Source organism: Streptomyces sp. NPDC025618 (assembly GCF_055558795.1).
On record NZ_JBVHLW010000076.1, the window covers coordinates 9,226 to 12,264 of the forward strand.

The window sequence follows — 3,039 nt, forward strand, 5'->3', positions numbered from 1 at the left end:
GGCGTACGTCAGCCCCTCCTGCCCCTCCCCCCCGCCCCCCCCCCCCCCCCCCCCCCCCCCCCCCCCCCCCCCCCCCCCCCCCCCCCCCCCCCCCCCCCCCCCCGCTTCTTCACGCACACAGCGGCAGCGCCGCGTCAGACGTAACGCTCCAGGATCGACGACTCCGCCAGGCGCGAAAGGCCCTCGCGCACGGAACGCGCACGCGCCTCGCCGACGCCGTCGACGGTCTGGAGATCGTCGACGCTGGCGGCGAGCAGCTTCTGGAGGCCGCCGAAGTGGTCGACCAGCCGCTCGATGATCGCCCCCGGCAGCCGCGGCACCTTCGCCAGCAGGCGGTAGCCGCGCGGGGAGACCGCGGAGTCCAGCGTCTCGGGCGATCCGCTGTAACCCAGGGCGCGGGCCACGATGGGCAGTTCGAGCAGCTCGGCGTGGGTGAGGGAGTCCAGCTCGGCGAGCGCCTCGGGCACCGTGCGCGTGCGCTTGGCGGTCGGCTCGGGGACGTAGTCCCGCACGACCAGGTCGCGCTCCGGCTCGACGCCTGCGATCAACTCGTCCAGCTGGAGCGAGAGAAGACGGCCGTCGGTGCCCAGCTCGACCACATACTCCGCGATCTCCGTGGCGATCCGGCGGACCATCTCCAGCCGCTGGGACACCGCCGTGACGTCCCGGACGGTCACCAGATCCTCGATCTCCAGCGCGGAGAGCGTGCCCGCGACCTCGTCCAGCCGGAGCTTGTAGCGCTCCAGGGTGGCGAGCGCCTGATTGGCGCGGGAGAGGATCGCGCCGGACTCCTCCAGCACACGCCGCTCACCGCCCACGTACAGCGCGATCAGCCGCATCGACTGGCTGACCGAGACCACGGGGAATCCGCACTGGATCGAGACGCGCTGCGCGGTGCGGTGCCGGGTGCCGGTCTCCTCGGTGGGAATGGAGGCGTCCGGCAGGAGCTGGACGCCCGCCCGCACGATCTTGGTGATGTCCTTGTCGAGGATCAGCGCGCCGTCCAGCTTGCACAGCTCACGCAGCCGGGTGGCCGTGAACTCCACATCGAGGACGAAACCGCCCGTACACATCGACTCGACGGTCTTGTCCATGCCCAGGACGATCAGACCGCCGGTATTGCCGCGAAGAATGCGCTCGAGTCCGTCGCGCAAGGCCGTGCCGGGCGCGACGGCGCTCAGCGAGGCGCGCATCAGACCGTCGGCACCGGAGGAACCCCCGGCCTTGCCGGGGCCCGATGCCCGGTCGTTGGCTGCCACTGCACTCCTCCGGTCGCAAGGTCAACGGTGCCGCAGGCCGCCCTGCCGTCCGTACGTACGGGCGAGACCAGGGGAAAGTCTACTGGCGTATTCCGGCGCCCAGCCTATTAAAGGGGCCTCTCCTCAGGTTCGGACAGGGCTCTGCTCCGACGGGGCGTCCGCCCCGGCTTTGCGCCGGTTCTCCCGGGGTACCCGCTTGGGCAGCACTCGAAGCGCCTCGCCTATGTCCGCGACCTCCAGGACCCGCATCCCGCTGGGCACCTTCCCGGGGTCGCCCGGCACCAGCGCGTGCGTGAACCCCAGCCGGGCCGCCTCCGCCAGCCGCCGCTGCACACCCGTGACCCGACGGACCTCGCCCGCCAGCCCCACCTCGCCGATGGCCACCAGGTTCTTCGGCAGCGGGGTGTCGCTCGCGGCGCTCGCGAGCGCGAGCGCGACGGCGAGGTCGGCGGCCGGCTCGGAGAGCTTCACCCCGCCCACCGTGGCGCTGTAGATGTCCCGCTTGCCGAGCGCGCTGATGCGCCCGCGCTGCTCCAGCACGGCCAGCATCATCGACACCCGCGACGTCTCCAGGCCGGAGGTGGTGCGGCGGGGCGAGGGGATCTGCGACTCGACCGTCAGCGCCTGGACCTCGGCGACCAGGGGGCGCCTGCCCTCCAGCGTCACCGTCAGACAGGTGCCCGGCACGGGCTCGTCGCGCCGGGTCAGGAACAGCCCGCTGGGGTCGGCGAGCCCCGTGATGCCCTCGTCGTGCAGCTCGAAACAGCCGACCTCGTCCGTCGCGCCGTAGCGGTTCTTCACGCCGCGCACCAGGCGCAGCCGGGCGTGCCGGTCGCCCTCGAAGCTCAGCACCACGTCCACCAGGTGCTCCAGCAGGCGGGGCCCCGCGATCGCGCCGTCCTTGGTGACGTGGCCGACCAGCAGCGTCGACATCCCGCGCTCCTTCGACGCCCGGATCAGCGCGCCCGCCACCTCGCGCACCTGCGCCATGCCGCCCGGCGCTCCGTCGATCTCCGGCGAGGCCACCGTCTGCACGGAGTCCATGATCAGGAGGGACGGCTTGACGGTGTCGAGGTGCCCGAGGACGGCCGACAGATCCGTCTCGGCGGCCAGATAGAGGTGGTCCGAGAGCGCGCCGATCCGGTCGGCCCGCAGCCGGACCTGGCTCGCGGACTCCTCACCCGTCACATAGAGCGTGCGGTGCTCCTCCGAGGCGGCCTTGGCCGCGACGTCCAGCAGCAGGGTCGACTTGCCGACACCGGGCTCGCCCGCGAGCAGCACGACGGCGCCGGGCACGAGCCCGCCACCGAGGACCCGGTCCAGCTCGTCGACTCCCGTGCTCCGTGCCGTCGCCTGCCGGCCGTCCACCTGCGCGATCGGCAACGCGGCGGAGGTCACCCGGCCCGGCGCGGTCGTCCGCACGGCGGGCGCGCCGAACTCCTCCACGGTGCCCCATGCCTGGCACTCGGGGCAGCGCCCCAGCCATTTGGCTGTGGTCCAGCCGCATTCGGTGCATCGGTAGGAGGGGCGGTCCTTGGGGGAACGTGCGGTGCGGGCGGCCATGGTGGTCACCGTATCCGGGGGGACTGACAGTTGGGTGGGTGCGGTTGTTTGTGCCTTGGGGTTGGTGGGGTTCGCTGTTGTCTGGTGCGGGTTGCTTGCGCCCTGCGGGCTTGCCGTTGCCGGGTGCGGGTTTCGTTGCCGCCTGCGGCGGGAGCGCCCTGCGGGCGCGGCCTCAATCGCCGGCCGGGCTTGGGTTGTGGTGGGTGCCGGGGGTGGG

2 protein-coding genes are annotated in these 3,039 nt (G+C 72.8%); both read right to left on the bottom strand.

What is annotated here, in order from left to right; genetic code table 11:
* Positions 1-134: 134 nt before the first annotated feature.
* The gene (gene disA, locus ACZ4A5_RS31095; RefSeq protein ID WP_398872987.1) at positions 135-1,259 is read right to left on the bottom strand and encodes a DNA integrity scanning diadenylate cyclase DisA; all 1,125 of its coding nucleotides are present in this window, start codon (positions 1,257-1,259) and stop codon (positions 135-137) included.
* 123 nt (positions 1,260-1,382) lie between these two features.
* Complete coding sequence (gene radA / locus ACZ4A5_RS31100; protein WP_398872985.1) at positions 1,383-2,822, bottom strand: DNA repair protein RadA; 1,440 nt, start codon at positions 2,820-2,822, stop codon at positions 1,383-1,385.
* Positions 2,823-3,039 lie beyond the last annotated feature (217 nt).

Excerpts from the sequence above, each read along its gene's own strand:
- radA (WP_398872985.1), bottom strand. The coding sequence starts at position 2,822 with ATGGCCGCCCGCACCGCACGTTCCCCCAAGGACCGCCCCTCCTACCGA.